The following is a 21,431-nucleotide window of genomic DNA, read 5'->3' on the forward strand; positions in this document are numbered from 1 at the left end:
TCCGAAGTGCAGATAAGTCAGCAGCATCAGTTGACTGGCTTTGGTGTCCAGTCAGCGTGGTTTTGTTTGATAGACATCTTCGCTTTCTTGAAGGGAATCTGGATATCAATATTACCCTGCATCTGCCCTCTGAAACACAGGCCTTCTTTGCCTGGTTCAGTATAGCGTGTACTAAAATCGGCATCAGCATAAAAAGCCACATGCATGGAGGTATCCATTTTAACCATGCAGGCGGTATCAGGATGAACCCATACCTTGATACTGACTTTCTTGCCTGCGCCATCATCACTGAGCTGGAACACCGCAAGATTTTTTCCATCCAGGTTCTCATTGGCTAGCCGTTTGACCTTGACCTCGCCTTCCAGCAGGCTGGATTTGAGTTCATCAAGGCCGGTCAGCATCTTGTTGATGCCCTCAGCAGATTTTTTTTGCTCGGGCAGGATTTGCCAGTTGCTGTCTGTGGCTGCAATGGTATATTTAGGTTCCTGTTTTTCCCAGCCATTCAGTGTAGATTTGATATAAGCAGTTTTGCTTGGCTGGTCTTTACGCTCAGCATCAAGCTGGGTCCGCATGTCTTTTGGCACCCATTGATTTGTCTGTTTGTACTGCGACATGGTTTTATTCCAGAGAGGATCTGCTTCTGTCCAGGCATACGCGGCTGGCAAGATCACCAGGCTAAGGAGGAACAGGGAGGTTTTTATCTGTTTGATCATCTTAATTGCTTTGGCCAGACAAGGCGGCCTCCAGTGCAGTGACGAACTGATGGACGTGATAAGCATCCACCAGACCATGGTGAACGAAGATCGCTATGGGTAACATGAGGCGCTGATCCTGTTTGAAAAACTTGCCTACCGAGATCTTGGGTACACTGTCCTTGCGGTCATATTGTCGCGCATGCGTGAGCCCAGTAAAGCTGATCCAGGGGATTGCAGAAAAATGAATCACATCTTCACGTGCGCATTCATCATTAAAGCAAAGGCCGCTGCTGTTCTTGATTTTATCCATGGCGATGTTAGCACCGGTGGCGAAGGCGGCAAAATCTTCTTCATAGTAAATAGGACAAAAACCGAAAGTATGGTCAGCCCGTTGCACGGTTGCATTCGCGTGTATGACTTCGTAGTCAAATACCTTGTCATCTTCTATGCGGTAACGCATGGAATCCGTGCGCATGATGGCGCGCAGTATTTGATGCAGATAAAACAGGAAGAAGGACTTTTGTTCTTTTTTGCAATGCTGGTAAGCCCAGGTGCAATCCACATTCAGGTTCAGGCCATGGAAGGGTTCATCCATTTGCGAAAAGAAGGCGTAATGCTCGCGCCTGTTCCAGTTTGCTATGTCTAACTGCTTTTTCATGTCCGGGTCATCAAAATAAAAAAGGGCAGAAAATTCTGCCCCCTCATCATAACCTGTCAGGCGGTGTTGATTCAACGCATTGCGGCAATCATCTTTTCCAGTTTGACGGTATCGGCACAGAAGGCACGTATGCCTTCTGACAGTTTTTCAGTTGCCATTGCATCTTCATTCAAATCAAGGCGGAAAGTCTTTTCATCCATGCTGACTTTTTGCAGATCAGAAGATGCTGCCAATTCCTTGCTCAGTTTTTGTGTGACATTGCTATTGCTGTCGCTGAGCTTTTGCAGGAGGTCAGGGCTGATGGTCAGCAGGTCGCAACCTGCCAGCTCCAGGATTTGTGAAGTATTGCGGAAGCTGGCACCCATGACTTCTGTGTTGTAGCCAAACTTGCGGTAGTAAGTATAGATTTTTTTGACAGACAAAACACCAGGATCATCTGCACCAAAGATTTCCTGGCCTGTCTTGTTTTTATACCAGTCATAGATGCGGCCTACGAAAGGTGAAATCAGTTGTGCACCGGCTTCAGCGCAGGCAATCGCTTGTGCCAGGCAGAATAGCAGGGTCATATTGCAACGTATGCCTTCTTTTTCCAGTATCTCGGCGGCACGTATGCCTTCCCAGGTGGAAGCAATCTTGATCAGGATGCGGTCACGCGGTATGCCCGCAGCTTCGTACATGGCGATCAATTGGCGGCCTTTGGCAACAGTGCCAGCCGTATCAAAAGACAGGCGGGCATCGGTTTCGGTAGAAACGCGACCAGGGATAACTTTTAAAATTTCCAGACCGAAAGCAATCAGCAAGTGATCGATGGTTTCATCAATGGACTTGCCTGCCGTGTCCTTGACGGCTTTTTCCAGCAAAGGCAGGTATTCCGGTTTTTGCACGGCTTTCAGGATCAGGGATGGATTAGTCGTCGCGTCGCGCGGTGCATAAGCCTGGATAGCCTGGAAATCGCCAGTGTCAGCGACTACGGTGGTGTATTGCTTGAGTTGTTCTAATTGGTTCATGGTATTTGCAAAAGTAGGGGCAAAATCAAAAAATCAGGGCAGTACCGCTATGGAGGGCTCACCTGCAACAATATCACCAATCACGGCAGCTTCCAAGAAACCACCCTGACGGAAAATTCTTAAAACATCTTCAACAACTGCCGGATCGCAGGCAACCAGTAATCCCCCCGATGTTTGCGGATCAGTCAGCAAGGCTTGCTGGGCGGGACTGATCTGCGTGTCGAACTGCACAGATGACCCATAGGCTGCCCAGTTGCGGGCAGAGGCACCGGTGATATAGCCATTTGTGGCCAGTTCTTCCACATTCGCCAGCAAAGGTACTGCTGACATATCCAGCCGGGCTGCCAGTTTCGAACCACGGCAGACTTCCAGCATATGGCCTAGCAGGCCAAAGCCAGTAACGTCGGTCATGGCATGCACGCCATCAAGGGCAGACAGGGCCTGCCCAGGTTTGTTCAGTTTGGTGGTATTGGCGATCATGGTGGCATAGCCTGCCTCGTCCAACGCCTGCTTTTTCAGTGCGGCAGACAATATGCCTACACCCAGCGGCTTGCTAAGTATGAGTTTGTCGCCTGCCTTGGCATCGGCATTGCGTTTGACCCTGGATGGGTGAATCAGGCCCATGACAACCAGGCCATAAATGGGTTCTACAGAATCAATGGTGTGGCCGCCGGCTATGGGTATGCCAGCCTCGGCACAGATGGTTTCACCGCCTTGGATAATTTTGCCGATGACATCCAGAGGTAATTGATTAACAGGCATGCCCACCAGTGCCAGCGCCATGATGGGCGTGCCGCCCATGGCATAGATATCCGAAATGGCATTGGTGGCAGCGATGCGGCCAAAATCAAAAGGATCATCCACGATGGGCATGAAAAAATCCGTGGTGGCAATCAGTGCCTGCTCATCATTAAGCTTATAGACGGCGGCATCATCTGCCGTTTCTATACCAACCATCAGAGCCGCTGGCACGGGAAATCCTGAAGATTTTTTTAATATTTCGGCAAGTACTCCAGGTGCAATCTTGCAGCCGCAACCACCGCCATGCGAAAAAGAGGTGAGTCGGACAGGGGCGTCAGTTTCTTTACTCATGAGGCTTATACTTTTGTATTGGTCGGAAGCTAAAGATTATACGCCGGAGCTACAAGTATAAAAAAAGCGACCACCAAAGTGATCGCTTTTTAATGATATTGCTTATGCAGCAATGTCTATGTTGTTCGCTTTACCGGGTAAAGCTATTGGCAAATCAATAGTCGCCAAATGTACGACGTGCGCCACTGTCGTTCGAACGATTACCTTTGTAGCCGCCACCTTCTTTACGTGGGCCAGCGCTGGTGCCAGTCGATGCGCCAGCTGGTTTGCTGAAGCTGCGTTGACCTGGCTTATTGTTGCCATAACCACCGCCACCGCCTGCGCCGGCACCTGTTTTACGGGCATCGCCTGGTTTCCAGCCGTTAGGCTTGCGGGCTGCAGAGCGTGCTGGTGCTGCAGATTTCTTAGGTTCAAAACCTTCGATAACATCGACAGGGATCAATTGCTTGGTGAAGCGCTCGATACGTTTGACGTGCATGCCTTCAGCATGGTTCACCAGGGAAATCGCCAGACCTTTACGGCCAGCACGGCCAGTACGGCCTATGCGGTGGACATAATCTTCCGGGAATTTAGGCAAATCGTAGTTGAATACATGCGTAATGGCAGGAACGTCGATACCACGGGCAGCAACGTCAGTCGCTACCAGTACACGTACCTGGCCACGACGCAATGCGTCCAGTGTGCGGTTACGTGCACCCTGGTGCATGTCGCCATGCAGGGCAGCAGCAGCGAAACCAGCGATGTTCAGGCGGTCAGCGATGGTGTCTGCATCACGTTTGGTGGCTGTAAATACAACAGCCTGATCGACAGTAGTGTCGCGCAGCAGGTGATCAAGCATGCGGTTTTTGTGGGACAGGTCATCCACAAAGTGAACGCGTTGCTGGATGTTTTCATGCTTGCTGGCAGAACCGGCGATCTGGATGACCAGAGGCTCAGTTGTGATGCGTTTAGCCATGTTACCGACTACGCCATCCAGTGTTGCAGAGAACAACATGGTTTGACGTGTAGGAGGTGTGGCAGCAACGATTTTTTCGATATCGTCGATGAAACCCATGTCCAGCATGCGGTCAGCTTCGTCCAGAACCAGCATTTGCAGTTCAGAGAAATCGATCTTGCCAGATTCCATATGGTCGATCAGGCGGCCAGGTGTCGCTACCAGGATTTCTGGATTGCGGGACAGCAATTGCATCTGTTTAGGATAAGGCATGCCACCCAGGATGGACACAGCCTTGATGCGGCGGGAGTACGCGCTGTATTTGTCAGTTGCAGTAGTCACTTGCAAAGCCAGTTCGCGGGTTGGTGTCAACACCAGCATTTTTGGTTTTGCAGCAACGAAACGTGGTTTGTCGCCACGTGAACGGGCAGCCTGACGTTCTTGATTAGGGGTTTTGCTGCTGGCAGCGTCGTAGCTGACAACTTCAGCAGTAACCAGTTTATGCAAAGCAGGCAGCATGAAAGCGGCAGTTTTGCCGGAGCCGGTCTGGGATGAGACCATCAGGTCACGACCTTCAATCGCGGCAGGGATTGCCTGTTCTTGTACCGAAGTTGGCTTGGTATAGCCAGAGTCAGTCAGAGCGCGGATGATGTTGACGTGGAGACCTAGTGCTTCAAAACTCATGAATTTCTTTCGTGATTGGGACGTTTGCAAAATGCGGCAGCAATGCCAAGCTCACCGGCGATAAGGCCAGTTTGCAGCATGTTTTGCCGGAACGTTTGCTTCTGTCCCAGTATAAATTAGCGCGTTGCTAACGAACGCGCGCAACAATGCAGCGCCAACCAAACGAAATGAACACAGAAAATCCAACAAGGGACGACAATGAAATTTCGGCACAAAAGCTTTGCGCCGGGATGATGTCTATGGATTACTACCAGACATGCGAGGCGGGAGGGCTTTTACATGCACCATCCTGAGGATGTGCACAGGCTTGCGATGCTACTTGGTTCTACGCTGCAATTTATATTGCAGCGCAAAAAACGAAACTATACAGGATTTTTCAGGAAAAAGCAGCCAGTTTCAAAGAATATCTTGCGTATGCTTCAAAATAAGTGCCAGCAAAAGTGCTGCCAGTAAAAATCTGCTTCCCCTTTCGCATCAAAACGGAAGCGTTTTTCTTGCCAGCCCAGGGCAAACAGGGATAACACCTGATCGTAGTAGGCATCAGCCTTGATCGGCTGGGCCTGCAGGCGTAATTGCTGCTGCACGATGGTTTTTTGTACGCCTTGCGCTTGCAGGAAGGGTAGCAGTGCGGCACTAAAACCGCTGGAGCCGGGGCCATTGATGTCGCCAGTCAGGATGTCGATATATTCTGGCGGATATCCTTTGCTATCCACGATCTGCGCCATGGGACGCAGCAACTTCAGTAAATTTGCGCGCTCTGCATCCTGGCTTGCCATCATGCCAGTCCACAGATATATGCGGATGGCATTGTAAGCACCCTGGCCTTTTTCTACGCCCTGCGTATCTGGCAGGAAGCCTTTTTGCGCGTCATAGATAATCCAGTCGGCGACGTAGCCTTTGGGGGCACTGCCAGCAATCAGGCGCACTGCCGGGGAGACCATGCGCTTCCAGCGTTCATCGCTTTCTTTTTGCTCAAACCAGCGCAGCAAAGGCAGGGGCAGGTAGCTGGCATTGAGCTTCCATTGATTATTTGGCAGGTTAAAGCCGCTTGGTGCGGGCAAGAGGCTCAATCCCAGTCCGGGCAGTTCTGCGGTTTCTTCATTCAATATTCTTTGTGCCAGCAGACTGGACAGGGCGGCATAGCGTTTTTCTTTCCAGACTTCTCCGGCAACGCCGAGGCTGTAGGCTATCCACAAGTCGGCATCGGAGGCTGGATTTTTATCGATGATGCCCCAGCTATTGTCTTCACGCTGGCCCCATTGCCAGGCGGGCAGGCGGGCAGTCAGGTCACCTGCTGCCAGGTTATTCTCTGTCCAGGTCAGGATGCGTTGAAATACGCCTTTGTCGTTGGCACTCAGGGCAAAGAACAGGGCATAAGCCTGGCCTTCTGATGTTGTTGGTTTGCGCGTACCGCTATGGTCGATCACGCGGCCATCGTCGGCGATGAAAGTCTTCTTGAATTGTTCCCAGGCTGGCCATGGGTCATTGCAGGATGCCGCGAAAGTATTGCCGGAAGACACGAGGAACACACTGAATATCAGCAGCAATAAAGTCCGTGCAATAGACAAGACAGTGTTTGGGATCTTGGGCATGGTGGCGAGTGCTTCATTCATGCCAATAGTATAAGGCCAGTACGGGATACATGTGCAAGCATCCCGTACCGTCTTTAAATACTGGACTGCTTACTTGTCGTAAGAGTCTGCATTCAAGCCCATGACATGCGAGAAGCCGCCATCGACATAAGTGATTTCACCTGTAATGCCATTCGCCAGTGGTGACAGCAGGAAGGCAGCAGTATTGCCCACGTCTTCGATCGTCACATTACGGCGCAGCGGTGCGTGTTCGGCAACAAAGCCCAGCAATTTGCCAAAGTCCTTGATACCGCTGGCAGCCAGAGTCTTGATAGGGCCGGCAGAAATACCATTGACGCGTATGCCTTTTTTGCCCAGGTGTTCTGCCAGGTAGCGCACCGATGCTTCCAGGGAAGCTTTTGCCATACCCATGGTGTTGTAATGCGGGATGGCACGGATAGCACCCAGGTAAGACAGGGTCAGCAGGGCAGAGTCTTCACGCAGAAGTGGCAGAGCAGCTTTTGCCATTGCTGGGAAGCTGTACGCAGAAATGTCATGCGCAATGCGGAAAGCTTCACGGGAGAAGCCGTCAAGGAATTCACCGGCAATCGCTTCGCGCGGTGCAAAGCCGATAGCATGTACCAGGCCATCAAGTTTGTCCCAGGATTTGCCCAGGTCGGCAAATACCGCTTCAATTTGTTCATCGCTGGCAACGTCACAATCAAAGATCAGTTTGCTATCGAATTCAGCCGCAAAATCAGTAATCCTGTCTTTGAAACGTTCGCCTACATAGGTAAATGCCAGTTCAGCGCCTTCGCGTTTGCATGCCTGGGCGATGCCGTAAGCGATGGAACGGTTGGACAGCAAACCGGTGATCAGAATTTTTTTGCCTTGCAGAAATGCCATGTTGACTCCAGATATGACCGCAATATGCTTAAGGCTCTCCGGGTAGCAAGATTGAAAGCCTTATTCTATTGCGCTGTGGGTTTTATTACTTGTTGTTTCTGCATCAGGTTTTTGCCTGGATGCGTAACGCTTTCATTGCCGCCTTTTCCGCAACAGGTCGGAATTGTAGTTGCTCTCACCGAAAGGGGCAAATGCTAAGTTTGCCTGTGCTTATCTGCGCAGATACAATTGCCTTTGATTAGCATAGATACTCTTTTGAAAAATGCGCTATTTTTGCTTGAAATTGCCACAAGATCGCCTTTCATGTTCGCAAAATGTGGTTTCTCATCTCGCTACAGTACAAAACGCATCTCTTTGAGCAATGCTCCGGGCAGGATTGCGCCACCCGTATGCCGTTGCCCGTAAGAACGGTCATCCATGATGACTTCGGTTTCCTGGCTTAGCGCCAGCAGGTTTTCTCCCAACATCTTGAACAGGGAATCATCAAAGCGCATGACATTTAATGGCGCGATGATTTCACCGTTTTCTACCCAGAAGGTGGCAAAGCGCGTCATGCCGGTGATGCGGCAAGTGGCGCGGTCAGAAAAATTCAGGTACCAGAGATTGGCGATATAGATGCCCGTACCCAGCTCTTTGAGTATGTCTGCATTTGCTAACATGCCTGCCTGCATGACCAGGGATTTTGCCGATTCATCTTCTGGCGCCCCGTTTGTCAGCAAGGAATATTCCTTGGCGCTACGCGGAGAAATCATGCTGCCAACCAGTTTGCCCGCCTGTATCAGGGGAATTACTTCGGGCTTGATAAAGCCTTGCGCCTGAAAGCCTGGTTCCAGACCTGCACGACTGTCTTCACAGATATTCACCATGGCATGCATGCTGGCTTCGCCTGATTGTAAGCGGCGCAAGCAGCTATGGCGGGTGCGCAAGGTTTTTTCCGACAAGCCGCCCCAGTTCAGCATCATGATTAATTCATTTAATGCAGCTGGACTGAGGTAGGCGCGGTAATTGCCCGCGCCAACCGTAATTGGTGGTCGTGCCAGCAGAGCCAGCTCTTTGCGGGCGGCGGCGAATTTACTGAGAAATGCTGTCTCATTCCAGGTGAAGCCGGCATAGTTGGATTTGACGGCCTTGTCAGTCGCATAAAACAGGCTCCAGTCAAAATTAACATTGCTGGTTTCGTACCAGTTGCGCTGACCATAGGAATTGGCAAAGCCGCGATATTGTGTACCTGTAGTCAGCAAGCCCACCATGTCCACATCTTTTGCGGCAGCCAGTATCTGTTCCAGCATGCTGGCTACTGGCGGCAGGGATGATGGCAGAATCTGTGTGCTGTCACTGATTTCAGTGGCTATCATCAGGTGCGGGTCTGCTGGCAAATCCGCCAACTGCGCGCGCAAATCCTGGATTGCAGTATTGATGGTGGGTAAATCCATGTCCATTTCGCCGCTGAGATTGAAGCTCATCGCGGCATGGGTTTGCCCCTGTATCAATTGCAGGTTCAGTATCATTTGGAAAACATGGCCGGGCTGGCGTATGGCGCTGTGATTAAAGCGCACGAAATCACTGGACTCTGCGGCCAGCCAGGTGGTGCTGACTTCATTCGCCGCGAGTTGTGTTTCTATATGTGTGGCCAGTAACAGGAAATAACTTTGCATCAGGCTTCACCTCCAAATACTTCTACCTGATCAAACAGGCAGGCTGGCGAAGCGTGGCCTACGCGTATGACTTGGGATGGCTCACCTTTGCCACAGAAGGGCGTGCCCATGACTGCCAGCGTAGAGGCATCACCGACCATTTTCAGCGAACGCCAAAAGCTTTCTGAGATGCCTCGATAGTTGGGATTCTTGACTAGCTCTTGCAATTTGCCATTGCGTATCACTTGCCCATATTCACAACCGAACTGGAATTTATTGCGGGAATCATCGATAGACCAGGACACATTGGTATTCATCATTACACCATATTCAACGCTGGCTATCATTTCATCGAGGTTGCTGCTGCCTGCTTCTATATTCAGGTTGGCCATGCGGTCTATAGTTGGGCGGTTCCAGTCGCAAGCGCGTGAATTGGCGACGCCTGCCATGCCAGCACGGGCTTGGGAAAGGGCGCTGCCCAAAGGTTTTTCCAGTATGCCGTTTTTGATGATCCAGGTTTTTTCTGCAGTACTGCCATCATCATCCCAGCCAAAGCTGGCAAATTGTTCTGCGCGGCTGGGGTCATAGGTAACGTTCAGCAATTCAGATCCATACTGAAAATGGCCAAACATGTCGGGCGTGACAAAACTGGTGCCAGCAAAATTGCGCTCATCACCCAATATGCGGTCCAGTTCCAGCGGATGTCCTATGGATTCATGGATTTGCAGCATCATCTGTTCAGGCATTAGCAGCAAATCCATGCGGCCACTCGGGCAGTTTGCTGCGTGCAATAGCGCCAGTGCTTCTTCTGCAATGCGTTTGCCTGCGCCATAAAAGCCAGACTGCTGCAGAACTTCCATGCCACCCTGGCGGCAGAAACCATTGTATTGACCACCGAGACTGCGCGTCTGGGTTTCTGATCCTTCATTGGCGGTAACGCTGAGATTGGGGATCAGGTAATTGAATTGCTGATGGATGTCAGCACCTGCGCTACTGATAAATAGCTGCTCAGTTTGTGTCACGCCTATGGATGCACTCCAATCTACAATCTTGTCACTGAAATGTGATGTGGCGGATTCCTGCATCAGTAGGGCAATCAAGTCTTTCCTGTTCCAGATGGATGCGGCTGGACCTTGATATTGACCAAGCACAGCGGTCTGCGGGATTTGGCTGAAATTGGTTACTGTCTTACCAGAACTGAGCCTGGCCCAGTGCAAGGCATGTTGCATTGCGGTATTCAATCCATTGCGGGACAAGTCGCTGGTTGCGGCATAGCCGTAGCCACCATCATGAATAACGGTCAGCATGGCACCATGGCTGCGGGCATTGCGCAGCGGTTGCAATACATTTTGTCTGGCCAATAACTCTTCACTGCGCTCATCGACTACGCGCATGGAGCAAAAATCAACAGCGGGCATTAATTCCCGGAATAAACTTCTTAGTGCTTCCAATCCTGGCTCCAGTGAATGTGCCGCATACGGGATATGCGGGAGATTGTGCCTGTTTCGTCACGGTTTCGTTATGTCGCAGGCGAATGCCATCTTGCCAGTGTTTGCAGGATTGGTCAAAAATATAAGTGTAAGGGGATTTTTCAAACAGGAGAGTGCGAACCGGCAGACAGCCGGTTCGCAGTTACAACTTAGTGTTGCAAGCCTTTTGGTATGGCGTTCAGCAAAGTCCTGGTATATGCCTGGGTCGGGTTCAGATACAGATCGTCCGAATTGGCCAGTTCGACAACCTTGCCTTTGTTCATCACCATGACCTGGTCGGCAATGTATTTAACCACCGCCAGATCATGCGAGATGAAGATATAGGAGAGTCCGAATTCTTCCTGCAAGTCTTGCAGCAGGTTCAATACCTGCGCCTGCACAGATACGTCCAGTGCGGATACTGACTCATCACAAACCAGCACTTCTGGTTTCATCGTCAGGCAGCGTGCAATCGCGATACGCTGGCGTTGGCCACCAGAAAATTCATGTGGGTAGCGGTGAAAAGCAGCAGTAGGCAGGCCGACTTTTTCCAGCAACTGATAAGCCATGGCAGAGCGCTCACTGTCATTCGCACCAATATTATGGATGTGCATGGGCTCCATCAAAATCTGTCCCACCGTAAAACGTGGGTTTAGCGATGCATACGGATTCTGGAAAATGATTTGTATACGGCGCTTGTAGTGATGGAATTCCTTGTTTGACATGGACAAGATATCCTTGCCTTCAAACAGGGCCTGGCCAGAGGTAGCCTGATGCAGGCGCATCAGAGTCAGGCCCACCGTGGTTTTGCCTGAACCTGATTCACCCACTACGCCCAAGGTCTTGCCACGTGCCAGTTTGAAAGAGACGCCTTCAACCGCCTTGAATTCTTTTTTGCCAAAGAAACCTTCACGGGAGTAGAAACTCTTGCCCAGGTCCTTGACTTCGAGCACGATTTCTTCGCTGCCATTAAGGCCACGCGGGCGTTGTTTTTGCTCGACCAGAGCACCGTTGTTGTTCATGAAATCAGCAATCACTGGCAAGCGCCATGGGCGAGTGTCCAGTGTTGGACGACAGTGCAACAGCGCCTGGGTATAGGTATCTTTGGGGCTTTCAAAGATTTGTTCTACCGTTCCCGCCTCCCGAATTTCGCCATTACGCATGACGATGACATGGTCAGCAATTTCACCCACCAAAGCCAGGTCATGGGTGATGAACAAGACGGACATCTTGTGCTTGATACGCAAGGCATCAATCAGGTCGATGATCTGTTTTTGTATGGTGACGTCGAGAGCCGTGGTCGGTTCATCGGCAATCAGCAATTTTGGCTCACACGCAATCGCCATCGCGATCATGACCCTTTGCTGCTGGCCACCGGACATCTGGCTGGGATAGGCGTCGATCTTGTTTTTTGGATCGGGGATGCCGACTTCTTCTAGCAATTCTATAGAACGCTGGCGGGCTTGTTTGGCATCCATGCCCATGTGCAGGCGCAAGACTTCGCCTATCTGGAAGCCAACGGTAAACACCGGATTCAGCGAGGTCATCGGCTCCTGGAAAATCATGGAGATTTCCTTGCCGCAGAGATCACGTCTTTCAGCGATGCTGAGTTCCAGCAGGCTGCGGCCTTCAAAAATGATCTTGCTGTCAGCGGCAATGCTGGAGGTGTCTGGCGGCAGCAAGCCCATGACTGCGAGAGAGCTGACTGATTTGCCACTGCCTGATTCACCGACCAGGGCGACGGTGGAATTGCGGGGTATTTCAAAGGAGATACCCTTGACGGTTTCCACACTGTCTTTTTTATTGACACGGAAAGACACGCGCAGGTTTTCTACTTTCAGCAAAGCTTGATTTGTGTTGTCTTGACTCATGATCTGTCCTTATTTCAACTTGGGGTCAAGCGCATCGCGCAAGGCATCGGTGAACAATGAGAAGGCTGTTACCAGCACGGCCATAGCTGCAGTTGCGGCAACCAATTGCCACCATTTACCCAAAATCAATTCATTCTGCGCTTCATTGAGCATACTGCCCCAGGACACCACGCCAACCGGCACACCAAAGCCCAGGAAACTCAGGATAACTTCGGATTTGATAAAGCCGACAACGAGGATTGATACCTGTACCAGTGCCACATGGCTGACATTTGGGAAGATATGCACGAACATCTTGCGCCAGTGTGAGGCACCGATGGCATCTGCCGCCCATACATATTCACGCGCCTTGTGCTTCATGTATTCAGCGCGGATCAGGCGGAAAGGCCCGGTCCAGCCAGTGAAAGCCAGGATCAGGATGATAGTGGTCACGCCTTTTTGCTGCAATACAGCCGCGACTGACAGTATCAACAGCAGGTAGGGGATGGAAGTGAAAATGCTGTAAAACCAGTTAAAGAAATCATCAACTTTGCCGCCAAAGTAACCGGCCAGTGCACCAAACATGGTACCCAGCAGGGTCGCCAGGAAAGCGGCGACCAGGCCAACAACGATGGAAGTCTCTGCACCCTTGATGGTTTTCTTGATGATGTCGTGTCCCCATTTGTCCGCACCAAAGGGCAGGGTGGTCAGGCGTTCGCCCACGACAGCCTTGCCAGACTTGGCCAGCTCAGCGCGGATTTCTGCCATTTCCTTTGCTAGCGGATCAGGGATGCCGTAGTCATTGACGATGACGGCCTGGTCCGCATCTGGTTGCTTGCGCAATTCACGGATGATGTCCGCCAAAGGGTCAAGTGGATTCTCTGGAGGCGGTGCTTCTACCTCTGCCTTGGCGACCGGGCCTGTATCGGCACCGACAAAGCTGGGTGGCGCATAACTGACGCCGCTTTCTTGTTCCCAGTCAGAGGCGATGATGCCAGTAGCAGACAGTATTAGCGTCAATAAAAACGCAGCTACGATTGCCAAGGCAATCATGGCGACTTTGTCGGCGCGCAGGCGACGCCAGGCCAGTGCCCACAGTCCGGGTGAAACTGCTTGTACAGTAGGATTTGTGATAGTCGTGCTCATGAATGATCCTTATTTCAACTGTACGCGTGGATCAACCGCCTGGTACAGCAGATCGGTCAACAAATTAAAAAACATAGTGGCTGCGGCGACATACACGGTGATCGCTTTGATCACGGGAAAGTCACTGCGTTCCACTGCCAGTATTACTTCACGACCTATGCCGGGGATGGAAAAGAAACGCTCTATCAGGAAGGCACCAATCAGCAAGGCCGGCAGGTTGGACATAACGTGGGTGATGATAGGTATCGATGCATTACGCAAGACGTGCACCCATTTCACGCGGCTTTCGCTAACGCCTTTAGCGCGGGCAGTACGTACATAATCCTGGTTCACTTCATCGAGCACAAAGGTGCGGAACAGGCGCAGGTTAGGTGCCACGCCAACTGCCAGGGCAATCAGGATAGGCAGGGCAGAGTACTTGAACAGGTTTTCGGCAAAATGATTACCCCAGCCCTGTACCGGGAACAGCCCCAGTTTGTAGGCAAAGAAATATTGGCCCACGATGATGTAGACCAGAATACTGACTGACATGCCGACGGTACAGGCGATCATCACGCCACGGTCTGTCAGAGAGCCGCGTTTGAAGGCAATGGCCAGCGCCAGCGCAATCGCGATGATGGTTTCGATAATCGTCAGCGGTATCAGCACTGTCAGTGAAGGGCCAAGGCGTGTGCCTATGATGGAGGAAACGGCTTCACCGGTACTCCAGCTATTACCAAAGTTGAAGGTGACGATTTGTTTGATGAAGATCCATAGCTGCACATAGTAAGGCTGATCTATGCCCAACTGGGTGCGGATATTGGCAATCTGTTCGGCATTCGACATTTTGCCTGCCAGGATGTAAGCGGGGTCGCCACCCACCCAGTTGAACAGAAAAAACACCAGCAGGATGACACCCAGCATCGTGGGTGCCATCTGCCATAAGCGGCGCAGTATATAAGCGGTCATGTTTGTCTCTCGGTTTTCAAATTTCAGTCAGCCTGTGAATTACTTGTTTTTGTCGATGTCTATCTGCATCCATTCTATATGCATGATGGGGTGTTTCTTGTGCCCTATCACGCGTGGCTGCGACAGCATCATGCGATGGCGCGCATAACCCAGGCGTTGTGCTGCATACAGCTCCATGATGCGTGTCATCTTGTGATACAACAGGTCGCGCTCTGGCCCCGGAGCCAGTTTTTGTGATTGTTCATACATCTTGTCATATTCAGGAATAGTGACGCAGCCGTTATTATTCATGTGAATGTTTTTACCGTAAAACAGTTGCATGAAATTATCGCCATCGGGATAGTCCGCTATCCATGGTGAAATGCGTTGCATCAACTGGCACTGCTTTTCTGCTTTGAGGATTTCAGCAAAGGGCCGGAATTCGGCACGCATCCTGATGCCTATGCCGTCATAGGATTTTTTCCAGACTTCAGCCTGTAAATGGCCGCGTGATTCGGTCTGGGCAGTATGCACAATTTCCAGCGGGCTACCGTCTGGCATGGTGCGATAACCATCCTTGCCTTTTTTGTAGCCGAACTTGTCGAGCAAGGCATTGGCAGCGTCGGGATTATATTGGATGCTGCTTTTGTAGTTAGGATCATGACCGACTACGCCAGGAGGGATGGGATATTGCAGGGGAATAGCATGTCCATTATCGACGATACGAATTTCTTCTTCGACATTGTGTGCCATGGCCATCGCTCGGCGCAAGGCGACTTTCTCTTTGCTCAGGCCACCAAATACCGGGTCTTGCATATTCCAGTAATAGATAGTCAGTTCAGGATCAACGATGCGCGACATCTGTATGCCGCGTTTGACAAATTCAGGTTTCAAATCAGGGCCGTTCAATACCTGGGGTGCCAGGCCGCCATATAACTGGAACAGATCAATTTCATCTTTCTGGAATGCCAGCAGGCGAGACTGATCTTCCAATATCACATTGACGACAACGCGACCGATTTGCGGCATGCGCTTGCCTTTCATCGCGGCGATGATTTTCTGGTCATTCGGGTCAGAGCTGGCCTGGAAGTCCCAAATCGTTGTGTGGAAATCCGGGTTGGCATCCAATATCATTTTGGAGCCACGCACCCATTCAGTCAGTTTATAAGGGCCAGTGCCAACGGGGTTTGCCATGGCAGCCCCCTGTACATCCTGGTATTTTTCTATGACCTCGCGCGCAACAGCAGACATGGCGGTGTAAGCCAATATCATAGGCAAGTTAAAGTCAGGGCGGGTCAGGTGTATACGCAAAGTATATTTATCGACGACTTCCAGACCTGGTACTTTGGCTGAATAATCAAACTTGCCGGATTTCTTTGCCTGTGCCGCCAGTTGATCCAGCCCCGCGATCTTGTCCTCTAACAGCCAGACATGTGTAGAAGCGATTTTCGGGTCCATGATGCGTTTGAATGAATACACATAATCATCGACCGTCAGTTCACGTTTTTTGCCATCAAAGGCTGCATCAGGGGTGAAGTAAATGCCTTTCTTCAGCTTGATCGTATAGGTTTTGCCATCGGCAGAAATTTCTGGCATGCCGTCGGCGGTTTCTGGAATGATTTTCGCCGGGCTCGCCAGATAGTCATAAGTAAACAGGCGTTCAAAGATCGCTTCATTGATGGCGTTGGAGTACAGGTCACGTGTTGCAGCAGGATCAAAGCCAGTCTCGGCAACGGGGAAAATGGTGCGTAACACTTTTTCCGGATCAGCAAATTCAGGTTTGGCGGCCTGCGCCTGCAAGGGCAGGGTAGATGACATCAGACCGGCTAGTACCAGACAGATTGCCATACCTGTTCTGGTCAGCTTGTGCTGAAACGGATGAGTGGACTTCATTAACAAATTCTCCTGCTATTTTGTGCGATGATAATAAGTGCGTATTGAATCAAACTGAAACTTTAGAGCCGGGCTTAATGTTTTTCTACATCAATGAATGCCCAGTCTGAATGCAAGATGGGGTGTTTTTTATATCCTGTGATCCACGGACGGTACAACCAGCTACGGATGCGGGAAGTGTGCACAATCCATGGTGTATCAGCTTCAACCTGACGGTTCATTTGTGCATATACCTTATTACGCTCCTCACCCAGCGGCAGCGATACTGCCTTGCGGAACAATGCATCATAGGCGGGCGACTCATAGCAGGCATGGTTGCCTGCACCGGCTTTGGGGCCGTAGAGTAATTGCAGGAAGTTTTCGCCATCAGGAAAGTCGGCATTCCAGGCACCGCCCCACATATTCAACTTGCAGGCGGAAGCCGCTTTCAGATTGTCAGCGAAATTACTGACCGGGAATTCGATGCGCAAGCCGATTTTATCCAGGCCACGTTTATAAATCTCAGACTGAACTTTATAGATGGCTGCGGGTTCCACGGTTTTTTTGAGGGTGAGCGGGCTGCCGTCAGGATTATTTCTGTATCCATCCGCTCCACGTTTATAGCCAAAATGGTCGAGCAGTTTATTGGCCAGCTTGATGTCGTAAGCCAGGCTGCTGCGATAGGCAGGGTCATAGCCAACTACGTCTTTAGGAATAATCATTTCCGAGCGTATGGCCTGTCCCAGGCGCATCTGGGCGATTTCATCCTCATAGCTGTAAGCCATGCCTATCGCGCGACGCAGGGCGATTTTTTCCTTGGTGTAGCCGCCAACAACGGGGTCACGCATATTGAAAATTGTAAATACAATACCAGCATCTGTGACCCTGTCCATCTTGATGCCCTGATTTACCAGCTCAGGTTTTAATGCAATTCCATCCAGTGCTGCCGTTGCTGCACTTTGCGGCAGCTTGTCGATATCCAGTTGCGAATCCTGAAAAGCCAGCCAGCGTGATTGCTCTTCTTCTATGATGCTGATATCTACTTTGCCCACCTGAGGCATTTTCTTGCCCTTCATTTGCTTGACGATTTCTTCATCTCGGGCGCTGCCTGTCGATTTGAAATCCCAGGTGTAGCCACGGTATTCCGGGTTGGCGGTCAGCACGATCTTGCTGCGCGGCAGGTATTTCTCCACCATATACGGCCCGGTGCCGACGGGGTGCAGCCCAGTCTGGTCGCCATAAGCTTCGATGATTTCTCTCGCCACGGCACCAAAGCCACCATAGGCGACGACGTACAGAAAATTGTAATCAGTCGCTTTTAATTCTATTCTTAATGTGTATTTATCAACGGCTTTCAGGCCGGCAACAGGTACATCATAATCAAATTTACCTGTTTTTTTTGCCTTGGCTGCGACATCATCAAGGCCCACAATCTTGCCTTCGATGAAGCTGGCATTGGGCGAACGGTTAACCGGGTCAAGCAGGCGCTTGAAGGTGTAAACATAGTCTTGCGCGGTCAGCTCATGTTTTTTACCCTTGAATGCTGGGTCGGGAGCAAAGTAAATGCCGGGCTTGACCTTGAAGGTAAATACTTTTCCCTGTTCGGTTACCTCTGGCATGCTTTCTGCTGAAAGTGGGAGGAGACGGGCGGGGCGGGAGAGGTAGTCATAACTTAGCAAAGGCTCGAAGATGGCCTCGCTGACCCAGCCAGAATAGAAATTCTGGGTTTTAGCCATGTCAAAACCGTCATCCGCAGCTTCAAAGGCTTGTCTGACTACTTTATTGAGGTCCGCAGGATTGGCTGCCTGAGCAATTTGCAAGGGAAATGTCGATAGCAGCATAGTGAAAATGCAAGCAACTGTCTGGTGACGCATGAACATTCTTTAACCTCATTGTCTGGTAAAACAAATTCGTCTGGCGAGTTTGACCTGTGTAAGCATGGATCAGGCCCGGTAAGCAAAACGCAGTTTTGTACGTTAAAACCAGGACGGAACACAAACCGTATAGATTAATTTACATATTGCAGGTGCAAATTAATTTTCTTCGCTATTTGCCTGGCAGCTTTTTCCGCTTCAGTTTTAAAAAGCCGTAACCATAACGCAAGAGTCTTATCGATGGGAGAAGGAAAGAAATTTTTATTTCATTGTCGAATTGTACGGTGTGACAATTCTTTTCAATTCTGGGTTTTTGAGTGCATTTTGGCAATGGGTGCGCATCGTTAACGGGATTATGATGGTGCCGCGCACCATTGTAGTGCGACATTCGGACGCAACTTTAGATAGTTTGGTGCCTGAAAAAAGGCTCAAAAAAAATTAAATTCTGGTGAGTGAGGGTCTGGGCGAATTTCTCAATGTAATGAAGTGTAAAAAAAGCTGCATTGAAATAATTTATGCTGCATAGCACAAGAAATTAGGTTTCCTATACGGGTGTTTTTTTGGCAAAATGCGCCATGTTGTTTTTTGGCAGAGCTTAAAGTAAAGCACTTGACAGTTTCTGGGCATAAGTGGTTTTATGCGCCTTCGGAAAAATTTCTGACGACTAAATTTACATTTTCCATGCGGTAAGTTCGTGCTTTTTTACATGGGAACATAATTAGTTGTTCTGATAAAGATGAAATGACTGTAGCGTCTGACTTTGCTGCAGGTAATAAAAAATTTTCAGCTTTGCATCGCTGGTGTAGCCATTTACGGCACGGAGAATCTGGTAGCGGTAATTGATTAATATTTTTTATTACTTGGTCAGGTATATATGGCCTCAGTAGAAGCTGGTGCTTTGGTTGCAGGCAGAATTAAATAAGTCAGTTTTATCAAAAACCTCGATTTATATTTTGACGAGCCCGCAGCTTATGAATTTATAAGTGGTTTTGTATCGGTATGGCTTTTTATTGATACACAGCATTTATAATCACTTTTTTGTTTGAGATGTTTTGACTTGCGTCAGACAGTTGACCTTGTGGTAGTGGAGGAGCAGTAATGGATTTTTCAAATCGCCAGCAAGAGCCGGGGAAGAAGTTTATAGGCTTAGGGCTGGTTATCGCATTTCACGTACTGGTGGTATATGCCCTGGTATCTGGATTGGCGCGCAAAGCGATGGAAGTGGTGATCAAGCCAGCAGAAGTCAAGCTGGTAGAAGAAGTGAAGCCACCGCCACCGCCACCAGACACCCCGCCGCCGCCGCCGCCAAAATTGTTGGCCCCGCCGCCACCGTTCATTCCGCCACCGGAAGTTCAGGTCCAGCAGCCGGTCCAGCAACAGCCAGCGATATCAGCGGTATCGAATGTCAAGCCAGAAAACCCGACATTCACCAAGACCCAGGCCCCACCTGCACCAGTTGCAGAAACCAAGGCCACAGGTCCCGTGACCATACCAGGCGTGATCGACTTCAACGTTGGTGGATGCAAACCGGAATATCCGCGTGCCTCCCTGCGTAATGAAGAAACAGGCACCGTCCTGTTGTCCGTCCTGATTGGTGCAGATGGTTCTGTTGCCGACGTCAAGATCGACAAATCCAGCGGCTTCCGCGGTCTCGACAATGCGGTGAAATCCCAGTTGATGTCAGGTTCCTGCAAAAACAAACCAGGTACCGTCGACGGCAAACCACAACAGACCTGGGCCAAAGTCCAGTATGTATGGAAGCTCGAGTAATCAGGAATCCCAGGCAAGAGCAGTCGATCTACCAGGCTGCTCTACCCAAGAAAATGAAGCAAGAGATGGTTCAGATCGATTCGTAAAAGATAAGTACCAGGCAACAAACAAACCAAGTAATACATAAAAACAGCAGTAAGCAATACCAACCTTATTTTGTTAAAAGGAAGCACCTCAATGAAAACCCGTTTCTCCGCATTCCTGGCTGCAACACTCCTGGCTGTGACAGCCGCCGTTGCCGTCGCCCCTGTTTCTGCACAGGAATCCGCCTCTGCTGCTGCCTCCGCCGCTGCACCTGCTCCAGCCCCCGCTGCTGAAGCCCCTGCACCAGCCCCAGCAGACGCTGGCGCCCCAGCAGCACCTGCAGCTGCCAAAGAAATGGTAGAAAACCCATACGGTCTCGATGCTCTCTGGAAAACCGGTGACTTCGTTGCCAAAGGCACCCTCATCATCATGGTCATCATGTCCATGGGCAGCTGGTACATCCTCATCACTAAAATCATTGATCAAGTCAAACTGTCCGGTCAAGCCACAGATGCCCGTTCCAAATTCTGGAAAGCAGCCTCTGTCCAAGCCGGTGCCGCTTCTTTGAAAGAAGGCAGCCCATTCCGCTTCATCGCTGACTCTGGTATCAAAGCCACAGAACACCATGAAGGCGCGCTGCTCGAACAAATCGATCTGAACACCTGGGTCTCCATGTCCATCCAGCGCGCTGTTGATAAAGTTCAAAGCCGCCTGCAAGACGGCCTGGCTTTCCTGGCGACAGTTGGTTCCACAGCACCGTTCGTTGGTCTGTTCGGTACAGTATGGGGTATTTACCATGCGCTGACAGCGATTGGTATGTCCGGTCAAGCGTCGATCGACAAAGTAGCGGGTCCGGTTGGTGAAGCGCTGATCATGACCGCGATTGGTCTGGCGGTCGCTGTTCCTGCTGTTCTGGGTTACAACTTCCTGGTTCGTCGCAACAAGAGCGCCATGGAAGAAGTCCGTGCCTTCTCCGCTGACCTGCACTCCGTTGTTCTGTCCGGCAATATGGGCAAAACGGCTGCTAAGAAGTAATTCGGTTGTAAACTGACAGAACCAAGACCCTTAACCACAGAGGCACAGAGGAAGGAAAGACTTCTTGCAAGAAGTCTTCGTTCCGCAGGCGAGTGGCATGCCACTCGAAACCCCTGCTGCACCACAGAGAAAAAAGATCTTTGTGTGTCTGTGTTGAGAGGTTTTAAGGGTTAAAGCGTAACATCGAAAGAGAACACATTATGGCAATGGCAATTGGCAATGATGGAGATGGTGAAGACGAAGTCAACAGCACCATCAACACCACCCCGCTGGTCGACGTCAT

16 protein-coding genes are annotated in these 21,431 nt (G+C 50.5%); 2 read left to right on the forward strand and 14 right to left on the reverse strand.

Annotation, left to right across the window (positions count from 1 at the left end; genetic code table 11):
- Window positions 1-26: 26 nt before the first annotated feature.
- The 14 genes from ACO0LN_RS12955 to ACO0LN_RS13020 form a co-directional block, all read right to left on the reverse strand.
- Window positions 27-713 (reverse strand): hypothetical protein, encoded by a 687-nt coding sequence (locus ACO0LN_RS12955; protein WP_422974339.1) that lies wholly within the window; start codon window positions 711-713, stop codon window positions 27-29.
- Between the two features lies 1 nt (window position 714).
- On the reverse strand, window positions 715-1,353 hold the full coding sequence (locus ACO0LN_RS12960) for a CatA-like O-acetyltransferase (protein WP_422974341.1): 639 nt from the start codon (window positions 1,351-1,353) through the stop codon (window positions 715-717).
- A 71-nt stretch (window positions 1,354-1,424) separates the two neighbouring features.
- Entirely contained in the window at window positions 1,425-2,360 is a 936-nt protein-coding gene (gene tal, locus ACO0LN_RS12965; protein WP_422974342.1) for a transaldolase, read from the reverse strand.
- Between the two features lie 33 nt (window positions 2,361-2,393).
- Window positions 2,394-3,452: a selenide, water dikinase SelD gene (gene selD, locus ACO0LN_RS12970; RefSeq protein ID WP_422974344.1), complete on the reverse strand. Its 1,059-nt coding sequence runs from the start codon at window positions 3,450-3,452 to the stop codon at window positions 2,394-2,396.
- Window positions 3,453-3,606: 154 nt separating this feature from the next.
- Entirely contained in the window at window positions 3,607-5,070 is a 1,464-nt protein-coding gene (locus tag ACO0LN_RS12975) for a DEAD/DEAH box helicase (protein WP_422951117.1), read from the reverse strand.
- Window positions 5,071-5,489: 419 nt separating this feature from the next.
- Window positions 5,490-6,683: a cellulose synthase complex periplasmic endoglucanase BcsZ gene (gene bcsZ / locus ACO0LN_RS12980; protein ID WP_422974346.1), complete on the reverse strand. Its 1,194-nt coding sequence runs from the start codon at window positions 6,681-6,683 to the stop codon at window positions 5,490-5,492.
- Between the two features lie 69 nt (window positions 6,684-6,752).
- Entirely contained in the window at window positions 6,753-7,547 is a 795-nt protein-coding gene (fabI, locus tag ACO0LN_RS12985; protein WP_110257315.1) for an enoyl-ACP reductase FabI, read from the reverse strand.
- Between the two features lie 332 nt (window positions 7,548-7,879).
- Window positions 7,880-9,202 (reverse strand): metallopeptidase TldD-related protein, encoded by a 1,323-nt coding sequence (locus ACO0LN_RS12990; protein WP_422974348.1) that lies wholly within the window; start codon window positions 9,200-9,202, stop codon window positions 7,880-7,882.
- Window positions 9,202-10,599 (reverse strand): TldD/PmbA family protein, encoded by a 1,398-nt coding sequence (locus tag ACO0LN_RS12995; RefSeq protein ID WP_422974371.1) that lies wholly within the window; start codon window positions 10,597-10,599, stop codon window positions 9,202-9,204. Before ACO0LN_RS12995 ends, ACO0LN_RS12990 begins: the two co-directional genes overlap by 1 nt.
- A gap of 221 nt (window positions 10,600-10,820) precedes the next feature.
- Window positions 10,821-12,521, reverse strand: coding sequence for an ABC transporter ATP-binding protein (locus ACO0LN_RS13000; protein WP_422974350.1), 1,701 nt, complete (start codon window positions 12,519-12,521; stop codon window positions 10,821-10,823).
- Window positions 12,522-12,530: 9 nt separating this feature from the next.
- Window positions 12,531-13,646, reverse strand: coding sequence for an ABC transporter permease (locus ACO0LN_RS13005; protein WP_162058454.1), 1,116 nt, complete (start codon window positions 13,644-13,646; stop codon window positions 12,531-12,533).
- Window positions 13,647-13,655: 9 nt separating this feature from the next.
- The gene (locus ACO0LN_RS13010; protein ID WP_162058455.1) at window positions 13,656-14,594 is read right to left on the reverse strand and encodes an ABC transporter permease; all 939 of its coding nucleotides are present in this window, start codon (window positions 14,592-14,594) and stop codon (window positions 13,656-13,658) included.
- A 39-nt stretch (window positions 14,595-14,633) separates the two neighbouring features.
- Complete coding sequence (locus ACO0LN_RS13015) at window positions 14,634-16,466, reverse strand: ABC transporter substrate-binding protein (RefSeq protein ID WP_422974353.1); 1,833 nt, start codon at window positions 16,464-16,466, stop codon at window positions 14,634-14,636.
- Window positions 16,467-16,540: 74 nt separating this feature from the next.
- On the reverse strand, window positions 16,541-18,319 hold the full coding sequence (locus tag ACO0LN_RS13020; protein WP_422974355.1) for an ABC transporter substrate-binding protein: 1,779 nt from the start codon (window positions 18,317-18,319) through the stop codon (window positions 16,541-16,543).
- 1,098 nt (window positions 18,320-19,417) lie between these two features.
- On the opposite strand from ACO0LN_RS13020, the gene ACO0LN_RS13025 reads away from it, so the two are divergent.
- Window positions 19,418-20,089, forward strand: a complete 672-nt coding sequence (locus tag ACO0LN_RS13025) for an energy transducer TonB (RefSeq protein ID WP_162040463.1) — start codon at window positions 19,418-19,420, stop codon at window positions 20,087-20,089.
- 177 nt (window positions 20,090-20,266) lie between these two features.
- The gene (locus ACO0LN_RS13030; RefSeq protein WP_422974357.1) at window positions 20,267-21,148 is read left to right on the forward strand and encodes a MotA/TolQ/ExbB proton channel family protein; all 882 of its coding nucleotides are present in this window, start codon (window positions 20,267-20,269) and stop codon (window positions 21,146-21,148) included.
- Window positions 21,149-21,431 lie beyond the last annotated feature (283 nt).

Origin of the sequence: Undibacterium sp. TC9W, assembly GCF_049339865.1 — a bacterium.
Classification (GTDB): domain Bacteria; phylum Pseudomonadota; class Gammaproteobacteria; order Burkholderiales; family Burkholderiaceae_D; genus Undibacterium.

Excerpts from the sequence above, each read along its gene's own strand:
- ACO0LN_RS12955 (WP_422974339.1), bottom strand. The coding sequence starts at position 713 with ATGATCAAACAGATAAAAACCTCCCTGTTCCTCCTTAGCCTGGTGATC.
- ACO0LN_RS12960 (WP_422974341.1), bottom strand. The coding sequence starts at position 1,353 with ATGAAAAAGCAGTTAGACATAGCAAACTGGAACAGGCGCGAGCATTAC.
- ACO0LN_RS12990 (WP_422974348.1), bottom strand. The coding sequence starts at position 9,202 with ATGCAAAGTTATTTCCTGTTACTGGCCACACATATAGAAACACAACTC.
- tal (WP_422974342.1), bottom strand. The coding sequence starts at position 2,360 with ATGAACCAATTAGAACAACTCAAGCAATACACCACCGTAGTCGCTGAC.
- ACO0LN_RS13000 (WP_422974350.1), bottom strand. The coding sequence starts at position 12,521 with ATGAGTCAAGACAACACAAATCAAGCTTTGCTGAAAGTAGAAAACCTG.
- fabI (WP_110257315.1), bottom strand. The coding sequence starts at position 7,547 with ATGGCATTTCTGCAAGGCAAAAAAATTCTGATCACCGGTTTGCTGTCC.
- ACO0LN_RS13025 (WP_162040463.1), top strand. The coding sequence starts at position 19,418 with ATGGATTTTTCAAATCGCCAGCAAGAGCCGGGGAAGAAGTTTATAGGC.
- ACO0LN_RS12975 (WP_422951117.1), bottom strand. The coding sequence starts at position 5,070 with ATGAGTTTTGAAGCACTAGGTCTCCACGTCAACATCATCCGCGCTCTG.
- ACO0LN_RS13015 (WP_422974353.1), bottom strand. The coding sequence starts at position 16,466 with ATGAAGTCCACTCATCCGTTTCAGCACAAGCTGACCAGAACAGGTATG.
- ACO0LN_RS13020 (WP_422974355.1), bottom strand. The coding sequence starts at position 18,319 with ATGCGTCACCAGACAGTTGCTTGCATTTTCACTATGCTGCTATCGACA.
- ACO0LN_RS13005 (WP_162058454.1), bottom strand. The coding sequence starts at position 13,646 with ATGAGCACGACTATCACAAATCCTACTGTACAAGCAGTTTCACCCGGA.
- ACO0LN_RS13010 (WP_162058455.1), bottom strand. The coding sequence starts at position 14,594 with ATGACCGCTTATATACTGCGCCGCTTATGGCAGATGGCACCCACGATG.
- bcsZ (WP_422974346.1), bottom strand. The coding sequence starts at position 6,683 with ATGAATGAAGCACTCGCCACCATGCCCAAGATCCCAAACACTGTCTTG.
- ACO0LN_RS12995 (WP_422974371.1), bottom strand. The coding sequence starts at position 10,599 with ATGCCCGCTGTTGATTTTTGCTCCATGCGCGTAGTCGATGAGCGCAGT.
- selD (WP_422974344.1), bottom strand. The coding sequence starts at position 3,452 with ATGAGTAAAGAAACTGACGCCCCTGTCCGACTCACCTCTTTTTCGCAT.
- ACO0LN_RS13030 (WP_422974357.1), top strand. The coding sequence starts at position 20,267 with ATGAAAACCCGTTTCTCCGCATTCCTGGCTGCAACACTCCTGGCTGTG.